This is a genomic window from Akkermansia sp. N21116 (assembly GCF_029854705.2).
Taxonomy (GTDB): Bacteria; Verrucomicrobiota; Verrucomicrobiia; order Verrucomicrobiales; family Akkermansiaceae; genus Akkermansia.
In genome coordinates, this window is record NZ_CP139035.1 from 647,127 (window position 1) to 666,780 (window position 19,654).

14 protein-coding genes are annotated in these 19,654 nt (G+C 49.1%); 7 read left to right on the plus strand and 7 right to left on the minus strand.

Going from position 1 to position 19,654, the window contains the following annotated elements; translation table 11 throughout:
• Positions 1–111: 111 nt before the first annotated feature.
• On the plus strand, positions 112–711 hold the full coding sequence (locus QET93_RS02435; RefSeq protein WP_322190082.1) for a hypothetical protein: 600 nt from the start codon (positions 112–114) through the stop codon (positions 709–711).
• Positions 712–1,072: 361 nt separating this feature from the next.
• Here QET93_RS02435 and QET93_RS02440 read toward each other — a convergent pair whose 3' ends face one another.
• Complete coding sequence (locus QET93_RS02440; RefSeq protein ID WP_322190083.1) at positions 1,073–1,549, minus strand: hypothetical protein; 477 nt, start codon at positions 1,547–1,549, stop codon at positions 1,073–1,075.
• A gap of 25 nt (positions 1,550–1,574) precedes the next feature.
• The gene (locus QET93_RS02445) at positions 1,575–2,042 is read right to left on the minus strand and encodes a hypothetical protein (RefSeq protein ID WP_280131718.1); all 468 of its coding nucleotides are present in this window, start codon (positions 2,040–2,042) and stop codon (positions 1,575–1,577) included.
• 319 nt (positions 2,043–2,361) lie between these two features.
• Here QET93_RS02445 and QET93_RS02450 point away from each other — a divergent pair, with 319 nt between their 5' ends.
• From QET93_RS02450 to QET93_RS02465, 4 genes are all read left to right on the plus strand, one after another.
• The gene (locus QET93_RS02450; RefSeq protein WP_280131719.1) at positions 2,362–3,405 is read left to right on the plus strand and encodes a hypothetical protein; all 1,044 of its coding nucleotides are present in this window, start codon (positions 2,362–2,364) and stop codon (positions 3,403–3,405) included.
• Between the two features lie 369 nt (positions 3,406–3,774).
• Positions 3,775–5,223 carry a hypothetical protein gene (locus tag QET93_RS02455; protein WP_280131720.1) on the plus strand — a complete coding sequence of 483 codons (1,449 nt, stop codon included), beginning with the start codon at positions 3,775–3,777 and terminating at the stop codon, positions 5,221–5,223.
• 128 nt (positions 5,224–5,351) lie between these two features.
• Entirely contained in the window at positions 5,352–5,924 is a 573-nt protein-coding gene (locus tag QET93_RS02460; RefSeq protein ID WP_280131721.1) for a hypothetical protein, read from the plus strand.
• Entirely contained in the window at positions 5,921–6,475 is a 555-nt protein-coding gene (locus QET93_RS02465) for a hypothetical protein (protein WP_280131722.1), read from the plus strand. Before QET93_RS02460 ends, QET93_RS02465 begins: the two co-directional genes overlap by 4 nt.
• 551 nt (positions 6,476–7,026) lie before the next feature.
• Here QET93_RS02465 and QET93_RS02470 read toward each other — a convergent pair.
• From QET93_RS02470 to QET93_RS02480, 3 genes are all read right to left on the minus strand, one after another.
• The gene (locus QET93_RS02470; protein WP_280131723.1) at positions 7,027–8,571 is read right to left on the minus strand and encodes a beta-N-acetylhexosaminidase; all 1,545 of its coding nucleotides are present in this window, start codon (positions 8,569–8,571) and stop codon (positions 7,027–7,029) included.
• A gap of 140 nt (positions 8,572–8,711) precedes the next feature.
• Entirely contained in the window at positions 8,712–12,656 is a 3,945-nt protein-coding gene (locus QET93_RS02475; RefSeq protein WP_280131724.1) for a glycoside hydrolase family 2 TIM barrel-domain containing protein, read from the minus strand.
• Between the two features lie 18 nt (positions 12,657–12,674).
• Positions 12,675–13,397 (minus strand): GDSL-type esterase/lipase family protein, encoded by a 723-nt coding sequence (locus QET93_RS02480; protein WP_280131725.1) that lies wholly within the window; start codon positions 13,395–13,397, stop codon positions 12,675–12,677.
• Between the two features lie 168 nt (positions 13,398–13,565).
• Here QET93_RS02480 and QET93_RS02485 point away from each other — a divergent pair, with 168 nt between their 5' ends.
• Positions 13,566–15,638 (plus strand): glycoside hydrolase family 2 TIM barrel-domain containing protein, encoded by a 2,073-nt coding sequence (locus QET93_RS02485; RefSeq protein WP_280131726.1) that lies wholly within the window; start codon positions 13,566–13,568, stop codon positions 15,636–15,638.
• Between the two features lie 2 nt (positions 15,639–15,640).
• Entirely contained in the window at positions 15,641–17,020 is a 1,380-nt protein-coding gene (locus QET93_RS02490; protein ID WP_280131727.1) for a sulfatase-like hydrolase/transferase, read from the plus strand.
• Between the two features lie 26 nt (positions 17,021–17,046).
• Here QET93_RS02490 and QET93_RS02495 read toward each other — a convergent pair whose 3' ends face one another.
• A complete protein-coding gene (locus QET93_RS02495; RefSeq protein WP_280131728.1) occupies positions 17,047–18,084 on the minus strand; it encodes a low specificity L-threonine aldolase in 1,038 nt (345 codons plus the stop codon).
• A gap of 140 nt (positions 18,085–18,224) precedes the next feature.
• The gene (ahcY, locus tag QET93_RS02500) at positions 18,225–19,640 is read right to left on the minus strand and encodes an adenosylhomocysteinase (RefSeq protein WP_280131729.1); all 1,416 of its coding nucleotides are present in this window, start codon (positions 19,638–19,640) and stop codon (positions 18,225–18,227) included.
• Between the last annotated feature and the right edge of the window lie 14 nt (positions 19,641–19,654).

A 19,654-nucleotide genomic window follows, 5' to 3' on the forward strand; every position in this document is an offset into this window, starting at 1 on the left:
AAGAGGCTAATCTTAGCTTGACTTGGTATCATGAGAATCATGATAGGACGATGGCACGTTTTTCGTGCTCCCATATTCTCATTGTCTTGCTCTAGATTGTAGTCAGAATAAATGAAAAGAATAAAATTAATCATCATAATATTTGCAATGCTTGTGTTGCTCGTCATAGGCATTGCTGCTTGGTTGTTTGCTTATTTTCCTACTAATCGTCGGGTAGAGGACATATTGCCCTATTACCAGGACGACAATTGCATTGAATCTCTTCTATATAATCGGCTCTGCAAAAATACGGCATATAAAGTTTATAGAAGTTTTAATGGAGGGTTCAGTATTGACGGATATCCGGACAACCCAAAATACCTCTATATCGTTGTCATTGATTTTCCTGACAGTAGGGATATGCAGAGAGAAGAATCTCTTCTTCTTGAGCAGATTCATGAAATGAAGAAAACGGTATCGATTGAAAATAATCATCTATACCAAGATCTGGAAGGGGCTCAATGGTCTCTTCCAAATATTAAAACATCATGCGATCCCGGTGATTTTGTCTTCCTGCGAGGATGGGAATTTAAAAGAAGTATCGCATTTTTAGTTCGACATGGGTATCACGATATTATTGTTGTCAATTTTTATTCTAAAGATGGCAAGGGCAGAGTACTCCTTGATACATTGATATCTGAAAACTCAAATAGAACGGTTCCGTCCGAATGATGAAAATTTAAAAAATATATGGTAGTGGGGATCTTCGAAATTTCGAAGGAAAACTGCTCCAGTTTGGAAAAAATTTGAATGTAAGTTATGAATTTTAGTAGAATTATGAAACATAAATATATAAGTATAATCGCGATAAGTGCGCTTATTTGTGGAGGAGGAATACTGATGGCGATGAATCCAGAAAATAACGGTAATAGCAGCTGAGGGAAACGACCTTATTTTAATAAAATGGGGACGATAGAAGAGAAAGACGATAAGCGTTGGGAAGAAGCTATTACAGTAGCCATGAAACTTCCCTTAGGAGAAACAACGAACAGTAATCGCATCTCATGGTGCAATCTATATTTAATATAAATTGTTATTCTCTCTGAAATCGTATCCATTCGTTATCAAATTTTTCCCATATATATTTACGTGCATTTTTTCTGCGGATTTTCAGGTATTCCTTATTTCCTTGCATGATAATGAACCATGTATCATTGACTAAAAAATTCATTTCCTTGTTTTTGTTTTCGAGTGAAACAGGAAATGTATAGGCACGGTAGAGTAAATTATTTTCATCATCACGTCTGACGATGCAGGAGTAATCAATGGATGGAGTAGTGTATTCTTTATAATTCGGATGTAAGGGTGTGTAAAAGTTTTTCCCTTGAGATATTATGATCGCATAATAGTCTTCTATCATATCATGTCCTTGCAATGGGATGATATTATCAATATGAGTCTCCATACAAGGAAGAGAAATGGCTTCCTTGCCGTCATCCCAAAACACAGGGCCGCGTGCTGCAATGATACTGGCAAGCAGAAAAGCAATTAGAAATAGTTCGATGTACAAGGATAATTTATAAAACATAGTCAGATTATGGTTGAACCCGGTAGCACAAATAGGACCATGTATAAGCAGGATAGAAGATCATCGGATCTACATGAACATATAATTTACCATCGACCATGATCTTGATAGTAGCATCATTTTCTTGCTCAAGATACATTCTGGAACAAGTTATCCAGGGTGTTTCAAATAACTCACGACAACGCGGATAAGGAGTTCCCTCTTCCAAATAGGCGAAGCACTTTTGTTTTCTGGTATGTTTATCTTCATTCTTATATGTAATGATGGTCACATGCAGTGGAGAACAGCCATTTGTCACATGACGCCATTGCTTGCTCAAGAGGCTGCAGGAAAAGCGAGATTCCAAATTCACATTTCTTGTATCAATTCGGCTTTCAGGTCCTCTTTTTATGACAAACAGATAGCTGATGCTCAGCATAACCACAATTACACCCAGAATAAAAAGAGAAATAACTTTACCGAATGATTCTCTCATACCTTATCGAAGGATAAGTAATATTTTGGGTTTTGTCAAGATAGGGGGAGAAGTTTCATTATATTTATCGATCGATCAGTCTGGGGTGACTATTGAATATGGGCTCACACTCCATACTGGAATACAAGTTTGAGGCCAGTGCCAGGGATGCTGGCTATTCTGTTGTTTGTTCCTATGATTTTATGGGAAAGCGCACGGATTGTTTGGAATACCATGGAAACACATTGACATCGCGCGAGCATTTCATCTATAAAGGATACGTGCAAATCGCCGCGTATAAGCTGGATGAAGAAGGAGAATTGGCGATAGTTTTCAGGATATGAAAAAGATTATTTACATCATCATTGCAGTGATTTTTATTGCTTCTTTATTGGGGAGTATAATGTTTTCTCCGGAAAGGAAACCGCCTGTTCTGGAACATATCACAACAATTGCAGTCCCTTCGTATTCATGGCAGGATTACAGTGACAGGAAGGCTACTGAAAATGAAGATAATACTAAAATTTCATTTTCTGATGATGATTCCTATTTGGCAACCTGGCCCGGGGATACACTCTATGTTTATGAAACGGAATCCGGCAAACTGGTCAGGTCAATTTCTGGAGTGAAGATGGAGGAGCCTTTGCCAACTTATTATGAGGACACATATATTTGCCAGGCTTGTTTTCTTCCATATTTTTATACAAGAAAATATCTTCCACTTGTGCCTGTTGCGATTCCGGATGGATTTACGGAATTAAAGGGACATATCAAGAAAGCGTCGTCATATATTAAGATGATTCGGCAATTCACGGGCCCTTATAAAAAAGGCAAAAAAACATTAGATGATGAATTAATCGGCTTTGTGGATGAAGGGGCAAATTGTTACAGAGTGATTTATGATGCTGATCAGCAGCATGATCCTGGAGATACGACTTTGGATATTTTAGATACTCAGGGGGATAGGATTAAGGAATGGAAACTTAAAAATTTTTTTCGCCCGAGTACATTTACCTATCATCCTGTGACGAATGATATATGTATTGAGGAAGGCGATACTTTTTATTTGACAAACTTTCATCATTTGGAAGTTATACATGCTCTCCCTTGTCCGACATTGCCGGGGGAATGGGTTGCCAGCGCTGAACCTGTTTTTAGTCGGGATGGAACCTTGCTCTCTCTGCGGTTCTACCGTAGAACGGGAAATTGGGAAGTGGCAATTCCGGGAACGTATTTAGTTCATCTCTTGATTGATGTTAAAACAGGTGAAATAGTAGCAGAACAACGACTAAAAACCAGATCCAATATATTCTTGGGGAATAGATATTGCGCCATCGTTCCTGATGGTCAAACGATAGAAATTTACCGCATCAATTTGCCGTAGCAAAACTTGGCGAAAAGAAATTCAGGCGAATTATAGGTGCTTCTATGACTTTATGGGAAGGCGCACGGATCGCTTGGAATACCATGGAAACACATTGACATCGCGCGAGCATTTCATCTATAAAGGATACGTGCAAATCGCCGCGTATAAGCTGGATGCAGAGAGAGAATCCGGGGATTGTTTCGTGCTCTCGAAATCCTGTTATTGGATCCGTCCCAGCCGACGGCAACGCGCATCCTCGCGAGGATTACGAACAAGGCAAGTTATATGTCCTGAAGAAAGGAATGGATGTATGTACATGAATAACTTGACTATTCTTCAATAAAACTGAAGCAATTACATTTTTAACTATTCAAGGGAATAAAATCGGTGAAAATTGGTATGACACCAAGAGTAATAAAATTATTAACCGTGTGTTTAATGATTTTATGCTCTAAAATCAATGCTGATGAATCTCCTTTTTATTCACCAGACAATCCGAAACCTTCTCTATCGGAAGAGGAATTGTCCTCGAATGGGGAATCGTCCGAGCCTCTTCAGCCCGATCAATTAGACGGATCTTTTTTGTATCTTGTGTCGCCTTGTCATCTGAAAATAATCCGGGAAGAGCTTGGTAAGCTTAATCCGAAAAGTACTGGTGATGAACTGACCTGGATGGAAAAGGGCATCAACTTTGATATGGTGGGGGATTTCCCTGCCGCCCGTTATTGGTGGTTATCTCCCAATCGTATTTCGTGGATCCATTTTGCCACATTTGAATATAGGCCGCGAGAAAGTGATTTGTGGCAAATCGGGAATCAATCTATTGAACCTGGTTTGTATGAGTCATTTAAGTGCCTTTTTCACTGGCTGGCAGAAAATTTACCGGTTCCCAAAATGGGTGATTATTTTTCGACGATGGATCTAACCTATGAAGGGGATTTGTATACGTCGCATACTTCCGAAATTCTTGGCGGATTTGCCAATCAAAAATTATTAGGGATGAGCTCGGGGCGTTATGGAACGTATAATATTATTCGTTTTTACAATATGTTGGCCAGAATGCTTTATCTCAGTCTTGAATATGGCAAACTCGATGTTTATCAACAAGTCTGGTTGGCTGTGCAGTGCAACGAACTCGTCCGGAACAAATCCTACATTCCCCTGCCTATATTTTCCGAGAGGCGAGATGAATACGGAGAGTGTCCAGGTTCACCATCGCAACATTTTCTGTTTTCCCTGGATCCGGATACTCTCTGGAATGTTCTGATGCGCCAGTCTCTTCCTTCTCCTAAAGGGGAAATACTTTTTCGTTATAGAGGTAATCTTGTGGCCCTCCAATGGAATGATCATTTTCTCAATTCTGCGGTATTTTCCTGCCATAGTACATCATGGCTGGATTCCTTTGCTTCTCAAGTACCATCAAACTATGTACATGAATTGGAGAAGAGGAAATTGAAGGTTCCATCTCTTTCGAAATACCGGCTTATGCTTGTGGATATGGTCGGGATTTGTCGAGGGAGGCTTTCCATGGACGACAAGCTTGCCAGAATACTGAATTATCATGCGAAGCTTGCCATGACGGAACCTGAGCAAGCTTTTCAGGATTACTCCCACAACACCGCCGTTATTTTGACGCGTTTTCCAGAGGATAGCTCATCCCGTTGGCTTGTAGCTCCGCCGAATGCGCCAATAGTTAGTTTTTTCCTAAACAGTTTTGCGACTGAAAGAAGTATCTCGAATCTCGACAAAGAGGAGTCGATTCTGGAGATTGATCGCTACGAGCAACGCTTGAAAGAGGCAAAGCTGGAAAGGATAGAGCTGGGAATAGAGAAATGAGTCGTCCGGCTCGATTCTTGTCGACAGGTACACAGCCAACTTCTTCAGTTGTGCATTATATCACCAGAAACTGCTCACAATAATGTATCGTCCGGGGATGAGAACGGCGCTGAAATATAAATACGATCATGAAATACATTTTAGCCATTTTGGGACTCCTGTATGCCCTTGCCGTGTGCCCTTCTCTTTGTGGGGTTGATGATCCGGGTGCGGCTTGGGAGAACGAGGATTTGAGGCAGGAATCTCTGTCCGGTTTTCCCGATGGCCTTTTCTTTTCGCGGATTCGGAATCCAGTTGTTTATTCTTACCGACGACAGTTATTTTCCAACAGGGAATGGATTGTCATGGGAACTGTGGAGCGTAAAGTTTTGGAATCCCTCTGTGTTTCTGAGAGCAATACATCACTGTACGATCAAATCTTTCTGAAAGAGCATCCTTTGTCATTCATCTCTCCACCAATGCCTCTGGTCGGTTCCAGCACTTTTCGAACCATCGCGCAGATCGCCATCCAGCAGTACGATTGTGACACATATATCGGGGTGCATAATCATCATGGTTTTCAGGATTATCCCATTCCTCTTTTATTTGAAAATCATCCGTCATATTCCTATTGTTTAAAATCTCCCTTATTTTTGCCGATCAAGGATGGAAAGAGCCTATTGATGATTTCCATATTCTACAAATCACAGCACGGATTATGAAATTGACTCGCCACTACACTGGAGCCGTTATCAGCATGGTATTTTGCCTGGTGCTCATTCTGTTTTTGGAGAAAATCCTGACGACCATCCATAGTAATGAATTATTTTTTATTCGCATTTACCTTATTTTCAGTCTGCCGGTTCTCTGCATGGGGTGGTTTAAGCGAATACCTGGAAGTACAAAACTTTATTTACTAAGCCTCTGGGGACTCATCGGTATATTCACCGTACTGACATCTTTCCAGTACGGCAGCATGTTTGTGTCCCGACTTGTCCTGTATAACATTCTGCCTCTCTGTCTCCTCTTCTCCGTAGGCGTGCTGAGTTTTGATAAAAATAGAGAACGTCCTATGATCGACATACTCACTCTTGCAGGATATTCCGTCTTCTCACTTCTGCCCTTTATGCTCGCGGTCACGGGTATCATCAGTTCCCCTTACGCAGCCATCGCATGGACATCCGCCGGATTCTGGGTATCTGTCATCATCATTCCCCTGCATATTATTTTCCGTATGATCGGAAAACCTCAAATCTCTGTATCCGAAAAGTAATCATCCTTCATCGTTTTTAACGATACTTCTGTCAAAAGTTGTTTAGCAACTGTATTTATGATATGAAAAAGGCTCAATGGTCTCTTCCAAATATTAAAACATCATGCGATCCCGGTGATTTTGTCTTCCTGCGAGGATGGGAATTTAAAGAAGCATCGCATTTTTAGTTCGACATGGGTATCACGATATTATTGTTGTCAATTTTTATTCTAAAGATGGCAAGGGCAGAGTAGTTCTTTGTACGTGGTTGTCTGATCAATCAAATAACACGGGTCCGTCCGAATGATGAAAATTTAAAGATATATGGTAGTGGGGATCTTCGAAATTTCGAAGGATAATTGCCCCAGGAAGGCGACAAGCACACAATCAACTTCTTCGGTTGATCCTCCGAATATGACGGTTCAAGTATGGACAGAATTTGAGGATAGATTATGTAAAATAAAGAAGAAAACAATGGTGGAGGAGAAGTGGTGCCTCCGTATTTCAATGCAGGAACTGCCTGAAGAAAGGAGGCCCAAGCCGGGTTGGAGGAGTGTGAAATGGAAGGGCTGTCACTTTTTCTCCGGACGGTCCATAGGGATTCCCCATTTCTCCGAAATCAGTTTTTTGTGAAACTCGACTTTTTTCTTGAAGCGTTCAATGTCCCGGACTTCCATGGGAGACCAGCCAGCCTCAACAGTTGCAAGGCAACGCGGATAGGCCTGGTAGAACACGCGGTTGATATCCGGCATGCGTTCGCTCCAGAGGCAGCATTCCACTCCACGGACTCGCTTCAATTCATCCGGAGACAATCCCTTGCCCGGATCAAGAGAATAGGCATTTTCGAGCGTATTGACGGGCATCCAGCCGGTATCGGGCTGTCCTGACGGCCAGTCTCCCGGCAGCTGGGGATAGTCGAGGTAGCAAATGCCATTGGGGGCATAGATTACATCCACGTTCGTACCGGATGTTTTGGCTACGTCCCTGGCATTATGGTGGCGCCAGACAGTTGCTATGGAACCGTCGGGGTACTTACCTGCGGGTTCATACCAGAAGACGGCCCGTTTGCCTCTCTTGGCAATCAAAGCGTTCATTTTATTGAAGAAACTGAACATCTGCTGGCTGACTTCCTTGTTGATGTCTGTCTGCTTGAGAGAATCCGCCTGGGAAACGGGTGAAGGTGAAGCGCTTGTCTTCTTTTTTCCTCCAGTATTGCTGATTCCCTCCCTGGCCCGGAATTCGGCGCACCTGGGGCACTTTTTCCAATTATCTTCGGGTGCTTCATCTCCGCCGAGATGCACATATTGGGAGGGGAAGATGTCGGCGAGTTCCTTGAAGACAGCATCGTAGAATTTCAGTACGTCCGGGTTGCCCGGGCAAACCAGTGTCTTGGAAATGCCCGCATCGGTTCTCACCTTGAGATTCGGGTCGGGGAAGCACTGGAAGTCTCGATAAGCCGTACAAAGTGCCTGGTTGTGTCCGGGAAGGTCGATTTCAGGAATAATCTCAATGCTTCTCTCTGCAGCATATTTGACCAGATCCTTCAGCTCCTGCTTGGTGTACATGCCTCCATGCGGGATCTTGTTGCCGAAGGTTTCTTCACGCACCGATGCCACTTCCTTCAATTTGGGATATCCCGGAACCGGAAGCCGCCAGCCCTGGTCGTCCGTCAGATGGAAATGGAGTTTATTAAACTTGTAGTCGGCCATGACATCAATGAATTTTTTGACGTCGGCGACAGGAACAAAGTGGCGTGCCGAATCAAGCATCATGCTGCGCCATGCGAAGCGCGGCTTGTCTTCGATCACCCCGCAGGGGATTTTCTTTCCCTTATATTGAGACTCCAGCTGCTCCAGCGTTTTCCGGGCATAGAACAATCCTGACTTATCCCCGGCATCGATGGCAACACCTCGCGGAGTAACCGTCAGTCGATAGCCTTCCGCTCCCAGTGATTCATCTTTTTTTGTCTTTAGGACAACGGGTTTGGAGCAAATCCCCTGTGACATGCGCACCACGGCAGGTTCGGGAATAACCATATATGGACGTTCATCGAAGCCGGGTGCCGCCATTAATACGCCAGGAAAAAGGACGAGCAAGGGAATTGCAAAAAATTTCATGATTCTACTCTAATTTTTCTTGCTCATGGATGCAATCAAATAACATTTTCATGCGGCTGAACGGCCACGACATCTTCCCGTGCCGGAATACCGGCACGGGGTGAAATGTCTGTTACGATGCGCCCTTCCAAGGAGGCGGCTTATTCCGGGATGATGTTCAGTTCCGCAATCGCGGCCCAGGGTTGTCCGTCGTGGACGGGTTTGATGGCATCCAGCTTGAAATAGCGGGCTTCTTCCACACGGGGGAGGATTACCTGCTGCGGAGCCCGCCTGTTTTTGTAGGGAAGCGATCCCGTCATGACTTTCCTCCAGTTAGCTCCGTCGTTGGAGACGTAGAAGCTGAAGTTTTGGACGAGTCCGTTGTCCATATCGGCTCGGGGAGTCAATGTGAATCCTTTGAAGCGTTCCTTGCGGCCCATATCCACGGCGATGGAGTGGGGATATCCCGGCTGTCCGTTGGTGTAGGACGTGTGCCAGAACGTGTTGGGTTTGCCGTCGATGGCATGCTGGGCTACGCCTTCACCGGGTTCTTCTGATGAGACTTGCTGGATTTTCCAACCTGTCCGGATGACTTCGCGATTGAATGTTCGCGTGGAAGCCGGGGAAAGCCCTTCAATTTTGCCGTGTGCCGCCTTGGCGGTTACCGTGCCCTGTTCCAGAGGGAAGGGCTGGGTGTAGGTTTGCTCGGGGCCGTTGTCGATGGAATAGGTCATGGTGGCTTCCGGGGTGGATGATTCCAGGGAAACAAGTCCCGATGAATCGCGTGATATGACGGGCGGGTTGACGGCTCCTCCCATTTGAGACAGGAACGTATCCAGTCGGGCACGATCAGGGGCGAGGATGAAACCGAACGCTGTCGGTTTGCTGAATGTCTGGTATTTCATGAGCGGACGCGGACCGCAGGATGCTCCGCCGAGCCCCATCTGGAAAGCATCGAGATTGACGATGACTTTGTCCTTGGGCGGCAATTTGTCCAATGCCTGTGCGGCATTGAGTTCCTGTGCCGTGTAGTAGGAGACGGAAGCTTCCATAGGGTTCTTGGGCGATGCTGCGCCGATGACTAGTCCGGGAGTTTGACCATTTCCGATGGAGAGCCATTCGACGCCGGTTCTGTTCCCCATTTCCTGCGGACGGGAATAGGCGAAGAACATATCGTCTACCGATTTGGTGAAGGTGTCTCTCCATGTAGATGTTTTGCGGTCTCTGTAGTTGTCCCACGGGCCGAGGCCGAGGTAGGAAACGGTGTCGTAGGAGGCCGGTGCCCCGAAGGAGAAGCCCAGGCGGGGCAGTTCTTCGCCGTCAGCAGAGGGATAGATTTGTGCGGATACGTCGATGACGCCGGAACTCAGCACATTCCAGACCATCCGGTAAGTGAAGGAAGGATTGCTGTTGACAGTCTTCATGTCGGAAATGACCTGGATGAGCTGGGGGTTCACCTGTTTCATTTCCGTTTTGATACATTCGCTCTTGAGATTGGCGAGTTTGCCCCTGTTCCATTTACCGTCTATCCATTTGTCGTTGTCGACCGGAGCGCGATAGGCCTGAAGGGCGATGGGATATCCCGGCAGGATCATGTCGCGTCCGGCATAGGAAAGCCCGGAGAGCATGCCGTCCTTGAATACTGCCTTGAAATTCTTCCCCGTGACTGTGCCTTCGTCCGGGTTGAATGTCAGCGTGTCCTGTTTGCCGGCCTTGACGGCAGGGACGGGTTTGCGGGCTTCTCCGGCAAAATACTGGTAGGCTTCGCTCTTGTTGACGGCGGTTTCAACCTGGGACGGAGTCAGATCTGCCGATTGCCCGAATGGTTGATCCTTCCCGGCGATTCGGCGTACGGCCTTCTTCGGAGAGGGTGAAGTGGCGGCCAGTTCCGGAAGAATGGGTTTTTCAGACAGCAGAGCCAGGAAGGGATACTTCTGGCCGTTCGCTGCCGTCAGGAAGGAGGGAAGTTCCAGCGTGGCGGAGGCTCCGGACTGCATCTCCGGCAGCATGAATTGGATGGCATTCTTCCCTGTGCCGCGCAATTCCGGAACGATGATTGTCAGGACGGCATCCTTGAGGTTCTTGTGGAAGTATTTGTTGGTGATAGTCAAGCTGTTGCCTTCTGTTCGGAATCCGGCGTACTGGTACACGTGCTTGACTTCCTTGAGCTTGGCCGTGGCGCTACGGTCGCCGAGGATGACCCCGTTATCACAGAAATTACCGTCGTTCGGTTTGTCGCCGAACATTCCTCCGTAGGCAAGCGTTTTGCTTTTGAATGGTGCCGGGTGATAGATGCCGTCCTTGTCCCGCCTGGCATGGAGGGATTGGTCGACAAAGTCCCAGATGCAGCCGCCGATCATGCGGGGAGACGCTTCGAAGGCGTCCATGTATTCCTTGAAATTACCGAGGGCATTGCCCATGGCGTGGGCGTATTCGCAGACGAAAAAGGGGCGGTTGGTCTGTTCTTTACCCCAGCCGACGACGCGGTCGACGGTCGGGTACATGATGGAGTCCATATCGACGGCAGGTTCTCCATGCCGGAATTCGCAGTAGTGCAGCTTGCGGCTGTTGTCGTAATCGCGTGCGGCTTTGGCGGCAGCCTTGTAATTGTTGCCGCCTCCGGCCTCGTTGCCCATCGACCAGAAAACGATGGAGGGGTGGTTTTTGTCGCGGTGCACCATGTTCATGACGCGTTCCACAATCGGTTTTTCCCAGGCCGGCTTGTTGGAAATGGACTGGTCTCCGTGGGACTCGTTGTTGGCCTCGTCCATGACGTAGATGCCGTAGCGGTCGCACAATTCGTAAAGGTACGGCTGATTGGGATAGTGAGACGTACGGATGGTGTTGATGTTGTTTTCCTTGATGATGCGGATGTCCTGTTCGGTGACGGAACGTGGGATGGCCCGCCCGTAGTCGGGGTGGGTTTCGTGCCTGTTGACACCTTTGAACTTGACCGGCTTGCCGTTGATGAGAACAGCTCCGTTTTCTGCAGTTTCCACGGATCGAAACCCGATGTTGACTGAACGGGGATCTTGACCGTTGACGGAATAGGTAGCTGTGTAGAGATTGGGGGTTTCCGCTGACCAGGCATTGACACCGGGGTATTCCTTGTTGAATGTGATGGTGACTTCCTTGCCGGCGGGAATTGCCGGAAGCGTGATGGATTCCGAGCCCAGATCCTGATTATTGACCGTTTTGATTGTTCGCGTCCCATGAGGGCCATCCCAGCTCATACTTGTGTTTAACCCGGTGAGAGAGAAGGAGAATTTGCCTCCAGCGGGGATATTCTGGTCACTGGAATTACGGACAGTGACGCTTGTTTCCAGCGTACCGGTGGTGTAGTCCGGAGACTTCAGCCCGGTTTTGAAAAAAACATCGCGAACGTGGACCTGGGGTTGAGCGAAAAGGGTAACGTCGCGGAAAATGCCGGAGAGGCGCATGAAGTCCTGGTCTTCCAGATAGGAACCGTCGCTCCAGCGGTACACTTCCACGGCGATGGTATTTTTGCCCGGTACAACATAGGGAGTGATATCGAATTCCCCTCCCGTATAGGAATCCTGGGAATACCCGACTTTCCTCCCATTGACCCAGACGTAGAAGGCAGACTCGACGCCGTCAAAACGCACCATGACACGGTCATTTTTCCAGGAGGCCGGAAGGTTGAAATCGCGACGGTAGGAACCGACGGAATTACGTTCCTTGTAGGCGGTCCAATCTTTTGGCGGTTCACCCATCACGCGGGGAGCATCCGATTTGAAGGGATAGCGGACATTGGTGTAGAGGGCGGATCCATAGCCGGCAAGTTGCCAGTTGGAGGGCACTTGCAGATCGGCCCATGATCCTACGTCGAAGCCGGTTTCGTAGAAGTGGACCGGACGTTCGTCGGGCGTCATGGAAAATTGAAACTTCCACTTGCCGTTTAGGGACTTGGTTTTATCGGCGCGGGGGAGGGAGTAGGAGCGCGGCTGTTCCTTGTTGATGCCGGTCACGGCTGCATTTTCCCAATCGGGCACGGAGGCCATGGCCGTGGCTGAGAACAGGACGCATATCAGAGACGGAGCAATCCAGCCGGGATGCGTGGCGGAGGGAGAAGTGAAGTTTTGCATGAGGGGACAATGTGGGGATTATTGTTGAGTGAGGATTTTTTTGACGGTAGGCAGGAGGGAGGATGCCCAGATCTGGTAGCCTTTTTCCGTGGGGTGGAGTTGGTCTCTGGTAACGCCGGGCAGGAACTGTCCGTGCGGATCCAGGAATTTTTTGTTGATATCGACAAAGTGCATTCGCGGAAGACGTGTTGCTGCCAGAATTTTGTTGATTTTATCGTTATGGATACGCATGGGATCTTGCGGCGTAGCTCCTCGCGGGAAAATGGCCAGGAGGACGACTTGAGTATCCGGATAGCGGAGCAGGAGCCTTTGGACGACGGTCAAAACGCCTATGGCCGTTTTTTCCGGAGCTTCGCCACATTTGTAATGTCCAGTATTGTTGGTGCCGATCATGACGACGCATACTTTGGGATCACTCAATGTCGGCAGTTTGGAATCATCAATGCGCCAGATCAGGTTTCCCGTCTTGTCTCCGGAAATTCCGAAGTTGAGAGCCTTGAGCGGCGCCCAGGCAGAGTCCCATACTTTTTTCCCGGTCGTTGCCCAGTAGTCGGTGATAGAGTCCCCTAGGAACAGAATGTCGCAGGGCTGTTCCTTCAAGGCTTTGACTTGGTCTTCATACCTGTTTTTCCACCAGGCTTGCTGGCTCTTGGTTTCGGGATCAATGGGCGATGCCTGGGCGGTTGCTATGGACAGAGAACATCCCAGAAACAGGACGGCAGACAGAATAAATTTTCTCATAGGATGGAATTGAATTGGAATATTTCAGTACACAGAATACGGAGGAGAAAAGACTCTTCTTGCGAAAACGATCGCCTTTTTCGCTTTTTCTCAGGTAATTGCGAGAAAAAAAAGCGGGTGTTTTGCGGATGGATATTATATCGTTCATTTAACTTCCCAATTGTTCCCATGAAATGGTCTCTTTTTATTGGTTCGCTCTTGACGGCTTTGGCCGCTCAAGGAATGACCTTGTCCAACTGGATTTTTACGAAAACATCTCCCGATGATCCCCAGGCAGAATGGAAACAGGTTACTGTGCCCCACTGCTGGAACGCTCAGGATGCCCAGAAGGGCGGAGGAAAGGAGAACAACAAAGATTTCGGCTATTACCGTGGGCCTGGCACGTACCGCATCAAATTGCCGGATACTGCCCGATTTGACGGGAAGCGCGTTTTTGTCAGGTTCGGTGCTGTTTCCAACTTTGCGGAGGTCTATCTTAACGGCGAGAAGCTGGCAGAGCACAAAGGAGCTTTTACTTCATTTGGGACAGAGTTGACGGGGAAACTCAAGCCCGGTGCCGGCAATGTGCTGGAAGTACGGGCGGATAACTCGCTACGACGGGAGATTTTGCCGATCAGCGGCGATTTTCCGGTCTACGGAGGCATGTACCGCAATGTGGAGTTGATCGAACGCGATCCTGTCTGTATTTCCCCGATTGCCAATGGTACAGACGGAGTCAGGATCACCCAGCACAATGTCTCCAACGAGTCTGCCGATCTTGGCGTGTCTGTGACGGTGGATAGTGCCCTGCCGGACGGAGGAGAGGGAACTTTGGAAATAGCTTTGTACGATGCTCAAGGAAAATCCATACTGAAGGCAAGTAAACCCATCCGCCTGACTCCGGGGGAAAGCGAGCATCAAGTCGACATGACGGTGCCCTCCCCTCATCTTTGGCAGGGTCGGGAAGATCCCTATTTGTACAAGCTGGATGTCCGTCTTTCCTCCGGTGACAACAGTACCCTCCTCAGTTATCCCATCGGGTTCCGCTCTGTCTCTTTTGATTCGGACAAGGGGTTTTCTCTGAATGGGAAAGCGCTGAAAATCAAAGGTGTCTGCCGTCATCAGGACTGGGAGGGCAAAGGGTGGGCTTTGACGGAAAAGGAACACAGACGCGATCTGGATCTCATTCTGGAAATGGGAGCCAACGCCATTCGCCTGGCCCACTATCCTCATGATCCGAAGTTAATTGCCATGTGCGATGCCGAAGGCGTGATCCTTTGGGAGGAAATTCCCTTTGTCGATTCCGTTGGCAAGCCGAAAGACCCTGCGGTTGAGGAGACGACCAAGCAGCAGCTCGTGGAGATGATCCGCCAGTTCGGCAACCATTCTTCGATTGTCGTCTGGGGATTGAGCAATGAACTGCTCCATCGCAGTACGGATGATCCCCTGCCTCTTCTTCGCGAATTGAATGCTCTTGCCCACAAGGAAGATCCGTATCGCAAGACGGTTGTGGCCGTTAACAGGCCGGGCAACAAGGATCTCTGCTCTATTGCCGATCTGCTGGCTCTGAATACCTATCCCGGGTGGTATGGCGGGGGGCCGGAAGGCATGGGTGGAGCGATCGATTCATTGCATAAAAGCTATCCCAATACACCTGTCGCTATCAGCGAATATGGTAGCGGAGCCTCCATCAAGCATCATGACCGCAACATTTCCAAGGCTCCCAAGGCCGGAGGCAAATGGCATCCGGAGGAGTGGCAGTCCCGTTCTCATGAAATCCTCTGGGACAAGATTGCTTCCAGGGAAACGACTTGGGGAACTTTCCTTTGGAACATGTTTGACTTTGCAAGTGTCTGGCGTGACGAGGGAGACCGCCCCGGTATTAATGACAAGGGGCTGGTGACATTTGATCGCAAGGTTCCCAAGGATGCTTTCTACTTCTACAAGGCCAATTGGCGGGATGACATCCCCGTCCTTCATCTTCAGGAGAAGCGTGCAACTCCCACTTCTGATGAAAAAGTGGCCATCCGTTTCTATTCCAACATGAAAAACAACAAGGTTTTCCTCAATGAAAAGGAAGTTCCCGGTGTTTCCTCTTACTGCCGTAACGGTTTCGCCACTCCTCCCGTTGCTCTCAAACGTGGAAGGAACGTGGTGAAGGTCATCTCGAAAGATGACAAGGGCCAGCTCCACAGGGATGAAGCCGAATGGATATACCAGCCTGATTCGAAAGGAAACAATGACGGAGATGTGAAAAAATGAAGATGAATTTTGGTATTCAGATGGTGATTTTGTTGCTGCTGTCGTCGTTCCAGGCGATGGCTGCGGGGCCCAATTTCGTGGTTATCATGGCGGATGACCTTGGATATGGCGATTTGGGTTGCACGGGATCCCGGCAAATCCCGACTCCCCATATCGATTCCCTGGCGCGTGACGGTGTCTTTTGCTCCCGGGCTTACGTAACGGCTCCGATGTGCGCTCCGTCCCGTATGGGCATGTTGACGGGAAGGTTTCCCAAAAGGTTCGGTATTACGACCAATCCGAACGTCAAGATGAATTATCTGGCCGATTCTCATTATGGATTGCCGCAATCGGAGAAGTGCTTCCCGGAATATCTCCGGCCTCTCGGCTATGCTTGTGCCGTGATCGGCAAATGGCATTTGGGACATGCTGAAGGACAGACGCCGGTGGATCGCGGGTTTGATACCTGGTGGGGGTTTCTGGGAGGTTCCCGTCATTATTTTCCTCAGAAAAAAGAGGTTGGAGGATTAAATCCGTCGGCAATTGTTTCGAATGTCTCGAGCGATACGCAGGTTCGTTATTTGACGGACGATATTGCCCGCGAAAGTATCCGGTTTATCGAAAAACACAAAAACCGGGACAATCCCTTTTTCCTGTTTGTTTCCTTCAATGCTCCCCATACGCCCTACGAGGCGAAGCGCGAGGATTTGGAGGTGGTTCGAGGGATATCCGATCCTGTTCGCCGGAAGTATGCCGCCGTTGTTCATGGGATGGACAAGGCGGTAGGCAGAATTCTGAAAGCTTTGGACGAAGCGGGAAAATCGCGCGATACCATGGTGGTTTTTTTATCCGACAATGGGGGGGCTCCCGATGGCCCTGCGTGTAACGCACCGTTCAAAGGGGAAAAGAGACTTCATTATGAAGGCGGAGTGCGAGTGCCCATGATTATCCGTTTTCCGAACGATGAACGTGTCCGTCCGGGATTTGTGTGTGGCCAGGTGATATCGACAGTGGATTTTTTGCCAACCTTGCTCAAATTGAATGGCGTTGCCATCCCGGAAGGGCTGGACGGACAGGATATGATGCCCATGCTGAAATCAGCTGATAGTAAAATTTCCAGAACTCTTTACTGGTGTACGGATTATACGTCCGCTATTCTCCATGGCAACCTCAAATACCTGCTTGTCCCGAACCGTCTTCCAGAGTTGTATGATATTGATCAGGACAGGACGGAGATGAAAAATCTGTTTCCGGCATGCCTCCGAAATGCGGCGCCGCTGGCCGATAAACTGGGCTCATACTTGATGACGACTCCTCCATGCCGTTATCCCGATGCCGTCAGTTGGTCCGCCAGTCTCATGAAGCAGTATGACAAGGCCAAACCGGGGCGTCAGCCTGAATGATAGAACCGGGCGTAGGGGAATCCCTGTCAACACAAGCGGTCAATATCCGCAAGCAGCTCCAGGACGTCTTCCTCGCGGGTAGCCCAGCTTGTACAGAACCGGACGGTACTGTGTGCGGCATCCTCGCGGCGTAGATAGGCGAATCCGTACTTCTTTCGCAGTTCATCAAGAACTTCATCCGGCATCGTGATAAATTGTTGGTTCGTACCGCTGAAGACGGGAATCGGCAATCCCTTGGCACGGCAGGCATCGCGGATCATGACGGCGAGGCGATTGGCGTGTGTTGCCAGGCGGAAGTAAAGTCCGTCGCGGAAAAGCTCCAGAAACTGGATGCCGAGCAATCTGCCTTTGGCGAGCCTTCCTCCCTTTTGCTTGATGATATAGCGAAAGTCGGTTTTGAGATCATCGTTGCGCAGGATGAGCGCTTCTCCGAATAAGGCGCCGACCTTCGTGCCGCCGATGTAGAAGGCATCGCAGAGTGAAGCGATCATGGGAAGATCCAGGTCGGAGTCTTTGTCGCAGAGGCCATACCCCAGTCGGGCTCCGTCGATGTACAGATAGAGGTTTCGGTAGCGGCACATATCCGAAATTTCCTGCAATTCCCGGCGGGAATAAATGGTACCCAACTCGGTCGGGAAGGAAATATAAACCATCTTGGGTTGGGGCATATGCTCGTGGGTTTCGTCGTCCCAGTGGGCATGCCAGGCCTCGTCGATTTGTTGTGCCGTCAGCTTGCCGTTCGGGGATGGGATCCCGCAGACTTTGTGACCACATGATTCCACGGCTCCCGATTCATGGACATTGATATGCCCGGAATCCGAGCATAGGACGCATTGGTGGGGGCGCAGTGCTGCCGCGATTGTCGTGAAGTTGGTCTGGGTGCCTCCGACGAGGAAATGGATGTCCAGATCGTCTCTGTGGCAGAGAGTGGCGATCAGGTCGCGTGCTTTTTCGCAATAGGGGTCTTCTCCATACCCGGCAGTTTGCTCCATGTTCGTTTCTGCCAGCTTGCGGAGGATGTCCGCATGGGCGCCTTCACTGTAGTCACAGTTGAATAGAATCATTGTCTTTTGCCTTCGTTCTTAAAAACGCGGGAACCATAATCCTGCCTGCTGTCCGAGTAAAGGAATATGCCCGATGTAAAAACGCCGCCAATCCGGAGATTCGGACAGGCGGCGTTGGATGATGATGGAGAACCGGGTGCTTAGTAACGGTAGAATTCGGGCTTGTAAGGGCCCTCTACCTTGACACCGATGTAATCGGCTTGTTCCTGGGAGAGCGTCGTCAGTTTACAACCGATTTTTTCAAGGTGCAGACGGGCGACTTCTTCATCAAGCAACTTGGGTAGGACTTCAACAGAGACGGAACGGTTTTCACGGTTTTTCCAGAGATCAATCTGGGCGAGAACCTGATTGGTGAAGCTGTTGGACATCACGAAACTGGGATGGCCGGTGGCGCAACCGAGGTTGACGAGACGACCTTCGGCCAGCAGATAGATGGAATGTCCGTCCGGGAAGGTGAACCGGTCGACTTGAGGCTTGATATTGAGTTTTTGAATGCCGGGGAACCCTTCCAGTTTGGCGACTTCGATTTCATTGTCGAAATGTCCGATATTGCAGACGATGGCCTGGTCTTTCATCTTTGCCATGTGCTCAATACGGATAATGTGGCAGTTGCCCGTGGTTGTAACATAGAGATCGGCCCATCCCAGGGTGTCTTCCACGGTCAGCACGCGGTAGCCTTCCATGGCTGCCTGCAGTGCGCAGATCGGATCCACTTCCGTGACGATGACCTGGGTGCCGAGACCGCGCAAGGCCTGGGCGCATCCCTTGCCGACATCTCCATAACCGCACACGACGGCGACCTTGCCTGCCAGCATGACGTCCGTGGCGCGTTTGATGCCGTCCACGAGGGATTCCCGGCATCCGTACAGGTTGTCGAACTTGGATTTGGTTACCGAGTCGTTGACATTGATGGCGGGGAAGAGAAGCTTGCCGGCGGCATGCATCTGGTACAGGCGGTGAACGCCCGTCGTCGTTTCTTCGGAAACACCTTTGATTTCGGGCATCCACTTGTGGAAAATGCCGGGATGTTCTTGTGCGATGTGCTTGAGGAGGTTTTTGATGACTTCTTCTTCCTTGGATGCCGAGGGGGAGTCGACCCAGCCGCAGCCGTTTTCCATTTCGTAACCCTTGTGCAGGAGAAGAGTTGCGTCTCCCCCGTCATCGACGATCAACTGAGGGCCGAAGCCACCTTCGTGACTGAGAGCCTTCCAGGTACATTCCCAGTATTCTTCCAGGCTCTCTCCCTTCCAGGCGAAGACGGGCGTGCCGTCCGCGGCGATGGCGGCGGCGGCATGGTCTTGCGTGGAGAAGATATTGCAGCTTGCCCAGCGGACGGTTGCTCCGAGGGCGACGAGCGTTTCAATGAGGACGGCCGTCTGGATGGTCATGTGAAGGGAGCCGGTGATACGGACTCCTTTCAGGGGTTGTTCTGCGGCGTATTTTTCTCGGATGGCCATCAGGCCGGGCATTTCGTGTTCGGCGATATCGATTTCCTTACGGCCGAAGTCGGCCTGGGTTATGTCGCGGACTTTGTAGGTATCGGTTTCTGAAAACATGGGCGTTAGAGGAT

Excerpts from the sequence above, each read along its gene's own strand:
- ahcY (WP_280131729.1), bottom strand. The coding sequence starts at position 19,640 with ATGTTTTCAGAAACCGATACCTACAAAGTCCGCGACATAACCCAGGCC.
- QET93_RS02435 (WP_322190082.1), top strand. The coding sequence starts at position 112 with ATGAAAAGAATAAAATTAATCATCATAATATTTGCAATGCTTGTGTTG.
- QET93_RS02465 (WP_280131722.1), top strand. The coding sequence starts at position 5,921 with ATGAAATTGACTCGCCACTACACTGGAGCCGTTATCAGCATGGTATTT.
- QET93_RS02490 (WP_280131727.1), top strand. The coding sequence starts at position 15,641 with ATGAATTTTGGTATTCAGATGGTGATTTTGTTGCTGCTGTCGTCGTTC.
- QET93_RS02450 (WP_280131719.1), top strand. The coding sequence starts at position 2,362 with ATGAAAAAGATTATTTACATCATCATTGCAGTGATTTTTATTGCTTCT.
- QET93_RS02475 (WP_280131724.1), bottom strand. The coding sequence starts at position 12,656 with ATGCAAAACTTCACTTCTCCCTCCGCCACGCATCCCGGCTGGATTGCT.
- QET93_RS02460 (WP_280131721.1), top strand. The coding sequence starts at position 5,352 with ATGAAATACATTTTAGCCATTTTGGGACTCCTGTATGCCCTTGCCGTG.
- QET93_RS02445 (WP_280131718.1), bottom strand. The coding sequence starts at position 2,042 with ATGAGAGAATCATTCGGTAAAGTTATTTCTCTTTTTATTCTGGGTGTA.
- QET93_RS02485 (WP_280131726.1), top strand. The coding sequence starts at position 13,566 with ATGAAATGGTCTCTTTTTATTGGTTCGCTCTTGACGGCTTTGGCCGCT.
- QET93_RS02495 (WP_280131728.1), bottom strand. The coding sequence starts at position 18,084 with ATGATTCTATTCAACTGTGACTACAGTGAAGGCGCCCATGCGGACATC.
- QET93_RS02470 (WP_280131723.1), bottom strand. The coding sequence starts at position 8,571 with ATGAAATTTTTTGCAATTCCCTTGCTCGTCCTTTTTCCTGGCGTATTA.
- QET93_RS02480 (WP_280131725.1), bottom strand. The coding sequence starts at position 13,397 with ATGAGAAAATTTATTCTGTCTGCCGTCCTGTTTCTGGGATGTTCTCTG.